Raw genomic sequence first — 5,947 nt, 5'->3', positions numbered from 1 at the left:
CCTTATTATTAGTAATAAATTACAATCATACACCAGTAATCGACTAAACGCACGTTATTATCATTTTTCTATCATAAAAAAGCTATAACAACTGATTAACAGTTGTTATAGCTTTTTTAGTCTCTTAAACCTGTTGCGCTTGATATTGCGCTGCTTCTTCAGGTGTGGCCAACACAAAATGGCCTGGGTTCACTTCAATCATGTCACGTGTTTTACCGTCAGTTTCGATACTTGTATCGTATTCCAACGGTTGACGCGCCTTTTCCACTTCTGGATCAGGCACCGGAATGGCTGAAAGCAAACTCTTCGTATAAGGATGCAATGGGTGATTATAAACCGCGTCCGCAGACCCGATTTCAAGCAACTTACCCCAGTGCATGACCCCGATACGATCAGAAATATACTTCACCATTGACAAGTCGTGCGCGATGAAGAGATATGTCAGTGAATGCTTCTTCTGCAATTCCTTCATCAAGTTCACAACTTGTGCTTGAATTGAAACGTCCAACGCAGAGATTGGCTCATCGGCAATGATGAACTTCGGATCAACCGCTAACGCACGGGCAATCCCGATACGCTGACGTTGGCCACCTGAAAATTCATGAGGATAACGGGTGGCATGATCTTTGTTCAAACCAACCAAATCCAACAATTCTTGCACTTTTTGGTCACGTTCAGCCTTTGAACGCGCCAGCTTGTTCACGTCAATTCCTTCAGCAATAATGTCACGCACTTTCATACGCCCATTCAAACTCGCCTGTGGATCTTGGAAAATCATTTGCGCATCCTTACGGAATTCCGCTAATTGCTTCCCCTTCAACTGCGTGACATCTTTTCCTTGGAATAAAATATCACCAGCTGTTTGTTCATAAATCTTTAAAATTGTGCGACCAATCGTGGTCTTACCAGAGCCTGATTCACCAACCAGGCCAAAAATTTCACCTTCGTAAATGTCAAAGCTCACATGATCAATTGCGCGTACTTCATTGGCCTTGCCTTGGTTAAAATACAACTGCAGATCTCTTAGCTCAACTAACTTCTTTGGTGCTTCTTCAGTCATGATTAAGCCTCCTGTCCTTGCATTTCTTGCCAACGATCCCAACGCTTTTGAATTTGCGCTGGTGGCGTGACCTTTGGTGCACGTTCATCTAACAACCATGTGGCCGCATAGTGCGTGTCACTCACTTTGAAGAATGGTGGTTCTTCTTTCAAATCAATCGCTAAGGCGTAAGCATTACGCGGTGCGAATGCATCACCCTTAGGTGGTTCCAACAAATCTGGTGGTGTGCCTGGAATGGCTTCTAACGTCCCAACTTCAGTATCAGTTGTTGGCATTGAATTTAGCAAGCCCCATGTGTAAGGGTGTTGTGGATTAAAGAAGATTTCATCCACAGTACCATATTCCACAATCTTACCCGCATACATCACGGCAACACGATCAGCCATACCAGCCACGACACCCAAATCATGGGTGATGAAAATAATTGAACTTGATGTTTCACGTTGCAATTTTTTCATCAATGTCAAAATTTGCGCTTGAATCGTCACATCCAAAGCAGTCGTCGGCTCGTCGGCAATCAAAATTTCCGGATCAGCAGCCAACGCAATGGCGACCACGGCACGTTGCCGCATCCCACCAGACCATTGGTGTGGGTAATCGTTGATGTGTTCTTCGGCGTTAGGAATCCCAACCCCTTTCATCAACTCCAACGCGCGGGCTAGCGCGTCTTCTTTTTTCATCTCACGATGCTTCATGAGTGGTTCAGCAATCTGCATCCCAATCTTCATCGTTGGATCCAAACTTGTCATTGGATCTTGGAAAATCATAGCAATTTCGTTACCACGCACTGATTGCCATTCTTCTTCTGTCAAATCGAGCAAATTACGGTCTTTAAACAACAGGCGTGAATTATCAGGAATGCTAGCATTCTTGGCGTTCAAACCCATCAACGTCTTAGTCGTTACTGACTTACCAGACCCTGATTCACCAACAATCGCTAACGTTTCGCCCTTGTTTAGGTCAAACGATACATCACGAATCGCTTGCACTGTCCCAGCATACGTGTTGAAGTTCACGTGCAAATTTTCAACTCTTAATATCGGATTACTCATTCTCTTGCACACCTCTTAATCTTCACTCGCACGTGGGTCAAATGCATCACGCAAGCCATCACCCAACAAGATGAAGGCCAACGAGATCAATACCAACACAGCTGAAGGAATTAATACTTGATAAGGATAGAATTGCAACATTGATTGCGCATCCGCAATCAATGATCCCAATGATGCTGTTGGTGGCTTCACACCCAAGTTAATGGCTGACAAAACCGCTTCAAACATAATCGCACTTGGCACAGTCATCATGATTTGCACAATGATCGTACCGGCCATGTTTGGAATCAAATGCTTCACCGCAATTTTAAATGAGCTTTCACCTAATGACTTTGCAGCCAATACATAATCACGTTCTTTTAAGGACAACGTCATGTTACGGACTTGACGCGCCATGCCTAACCAACCAGTCATAGCAATTGCCAAGATAATTGAGGCAATGCCACTACCAAACAACAAACCAAGCATTGTCACGATGATCAAGTTTGGAATTGATGACAAGATTTCAATGATACGTTGCATCGCGTTATCAACCCAGCCGCCTTTCCAGCCAGAGAAGACACCATATGCCACACCAATGACCAAGTCAATGAATGTTGCCACAATGGCCACTAACAATGAAATACGCAACCCAACAGTGACACGCTTTGCCATTGAACGACCAATGTTATCCGTACCTAAGATAAACTTTTCCCCATCCGGCACGCCTTGTTCGCTATAAGCGTTCGTCATCGTCGTGTCGCCAGGCGCCTTGATCTTACCATCCCAACCAGGAATTGGTAAACCAGAGTTTGGTGGTAAGTTCTTGTACACACCAACTTTATCAGAATTAAATGAATTGGCTGCCTTTTGTGGGACGAAAATATTCGATAACACGGCAAAAGCCAAAATAATAATTAAAAACCACATGGATACAACCGCAAGCTTGTTAAGCTTGAGGCGACGCCAAGCATCTTGCCAAAATGACAAGGCTGGCTTTGAAATATGTTCGTTGGCATCAGAGCTTTGTGCGCCAACGATGACAAAATCTTCAGTATTTGCTGCCATCATAAGCCTCCTTATTGCAAACGAACACGTGGATCAACGATCGCCGTGAGCACATCTGTAATCAAAATCATCAACATCAACATTGCCGCATAGACAATGGTTGTGCCCATGATAACCGGAAAGTCTTTTGATGGAATAGACAACACGAACTGTTGTCCAATACCAGGAATCGAAAAGATTTGTTCAATCAATGTTGATCCCGTTAACAAACCAGCCGCCATTGGCCCGATTAATGTCAAAACTGGAATCATTGAGTTACGGTAAGCGTGCTTGTTAACGATTTCCTTCTCACTCAACCCTTTGGCCTTCGCCAATTGCACATAATCAGAACTCAATGATTCAATCATTTCTGAACGCACAAAGCGTGTTGTAATCGCTGCTGGACTTACCGCCAAAGCAATTGTTGGCAAAATCGTTTGTGAGAATGAATCACCCCAACCAGAAACGGGGAAAAGTGGCCACTTGAAGCCAAAAAGGTACACGAGGACAATTCCCAAAATGAAACTTGGCACTGAAATACCTAACGTTGACAAAATACCCAATGTGCCATCAATTTTATTGTTCTTGTTACGTGCTGACACAGCACCCATGATCAAACCAGCAATCACACCGACAACCAAGGCTTGCGCCCCAAGTGCTGCCGAAACAGGTAATCGTTGCCCAATCAACATGCTAACCGGTTGGTTTTGATATTGGAATGAAATACCAAAATCACCATGTGCAACCCCAACCAAATAATTCAGATATTGTTGCCACAATGGCAAATCTAGCCCATAGGTTGTCTTCAACTGCGCCAAAGCTTCTGGCGTCAGCTTCGGGTTGTTAAACGGCGTTCCTGGCATGATTTGCATCAAGAAGAACGTCGCTGTAATGACTAGAAATAGCGTGAAGACGAGCCAACCTAGTCTTTTGAGAATATATTTCCACATAATTATGATTTCCTATAATGAACAAAATAAGAATTAACTTGCGTCAATCCTTATTTGTTATTGCGTATATTTAATGATACCAGCTTTTACTTCTTAACGGCGAATTTCCAGTCTTGGTTCAATCCTGTTGAGTTAAAGATGATACCTGTCACCTTAGGATTTTGGAGTGAGTAACCTGAACGGAAGTAAAGTGGGTTAAAGTTGCTGTCCTTGAACAAGTCAGCTTCAGCCGCCTTATAGTCGTTATCACGTGCTTCTTGCTTCAAAGCGTCAGTTGTTTCGGCCTTGTTAACAGCGTCTGTATAAGGTACGTTCTTGAATTGACCGTTGTTGTATGAAGCACCATCCTTGAACAAGTCATAGAATGTTGAGCCTTCAGGATAGTCACCACCCCAAAGTGAAACAACAACATCAAAGTTTTGTGTTTGTGAGTCCTTCAAACGTTGTTGGAATGGCACAAACTTTTCTTCGACCTTAAGACCAGGCAAAGCCTTTTCCCATGAACCTTGGAGGTAATCCAATGTTGTCTTAGCAGCTGGTGAGTCAGCATCTGACGTGATTGTCAATGTAGCATTTGATGCACCAACTTCTTGCAAACCTTGCTTGAACAATTCAGCGGCCTTTTGAGGATCATATGTGTAACCAGGCGCAACATACTTGGCCAAGTCTTCACCAGTAGCTGTCTTAGCCAAACCAGTTGGGACCAAACCAGTAGCTGGTGATGAAATACCAGCAGTTACTTGATCAGTCAATTCCTTACGGTTAGTTGCCAAGTTCAAAGCTTCACGGATCTTAGCGTTAGCCAAGAACTTGTTCTTACCTGTTTGGTTATATTCCAAATAAGCTGTTGTGGCTTCCGGTGTCTTCACGACATCCTTGTTGTTTTTGTTAGCCTTGTACAATTCAGGTGTGTTTGAAATTGAAACACGATCAATCTTGCCTTGCTTGTACAATTGCACAGCTGTTTCAGGCTTTTGAACCACTTGCACGTCAATTTCTTTTGTCTTGACGTTCTTAGCATCCCAGTAGTTGTCGTTCTTCACCAGCTTGAACGTGTTGTTTGTACCGTTCCAACCTTGAACCTTATATGGACCAGAGTACAATGCTGTATCTGAAGTTGTCGCGTACTTCTTGCCTTCCTTGTTCACAAAGCTTTCCTTTTGTGGCATGAAGTTCGCAAACGTCAACAAGTATTCAAATTGTGGCATTGGGCGTTCCAACTTGAATGTCAACGTGTTGCCCTTAGCAGTGACACCAAGTGAATCAACAGCGGCCTTACCAGCTGCAATCTTATCAGCGTTTTCAACACCAGATGCTAAGTAAGCATATTGTGATGCTGTCTTTGGATTCACGATACGTTGCCAAGTGTAAACGAAGTCTTGGGCTGTCAACTTTGAACCGTCAGACCACTTCAAGCCATCCTTCAATTCAACGGTATAAGTCAAACCATCGTCAGAGTGCTTAACTGACTTCGCCAATTCAAGTTGTGGCTTACCTTTGGCATCCACACGCATCAAGTTGGCACCAGAGTTACCAATGATCGTACCTGAGTACGTATCGGTATTCTTAGAAATGTCCAATGTTTGAATAGGTGTTGGCAATTGGAATGACAAGTTCTTGCTATTATCTGATGAACCGCCCCAAAGACCAGCAGCACGTGTACCACCACCGACAACGACTACAGCAGCCGCTCCAAGGGCTACCTTCTTCCATGTTTCCATAGCATATATCCTCCCGAGATATAAAGGTTTGTGTTTTAAATTCTTTATTAACAGATATTAGTATACCATGTGCTTTTCTCATGTTCAACTAATTATTTGTTTTTTTTTTGAAATTATGGGTTTTAACACATTTTTATG

5 protein-coding genes are annotated in these 5,947 nt (G+C 43.3%); all 5 read right to left on the bottom strand.

From position 1 onward, the window contains the following. Window positions 1-124: 124 nt before the first annotated feature. Window positions 125-1,060 (bottom strand): ABC transporter ATP-binding protein, encoded by a 936-nt coding sequence (locus ACW12G_RS05850; protein ID WP_029510091.1) that lies wholly within the window; start codon window positions 1,058-1,060, stop codon window positions 125-127. Window positions 1,061-1,062: 2 nt separating this feature from the next. Further along, window positions 1,063-2,112 (bottom strand): ABC transporter ATP-binding protein, encoded by a 1,050-nt coding sequence (locus ACW12G_RS05845; protein ID WP_068851083.1) that lies wholly within the window; start codon window positions 2,110-2,112, stop codon window positions 1,063-1,065. Window positions 2,113-2,127: 15 nt separating this feature from the next. Further along, window positions 2,128-3,159 carry an ABC transporter permease gene (locus ACW12G_RS05840; protein WP_146976095.1) on the bottom strand — a complete coding sequence of 344 codons (1,032 nt, stop codon included), beginning with the start codon at window positions 3,157-3,159 and terminating at the stop codon, window positions 2,128-2,130. 11 nt (window positions 3,160-3,170) lie between these two features. Then, complete coding sequence (locus ACW12G_RS05835; protein ID WP_010000765.1) at window positions 3,171-4,088, bottom strand: ABC transporter permease; 918 nt, start codon at window positions 4,086-4,088, stop codon at window positions 3,171-3,173. A gap of 86 nt (window positions 4,089-4,174) precedes the next feature. Then, complete coding sequence (locus ACW12G_RS05830; protein WP_068851086.1) at window positions 4,175-5,809, bottom strand: peptide ABC transporter substrate-binding protein; 1,635 nt, start codon at window positions 5,807-5,809, stop codon at window positions 4,175-4,177. Window positions 5,810-5,947: the final 138 nt, after the last annotated feature.

The organism is Leuconostoc sp. (assembly GCF_965300815.1).
The sequence above is the reverse complement of the archived record's forward strand: the minus strand, read 5'-3'. Positions and strand labels throughout refer to the sequence as shown.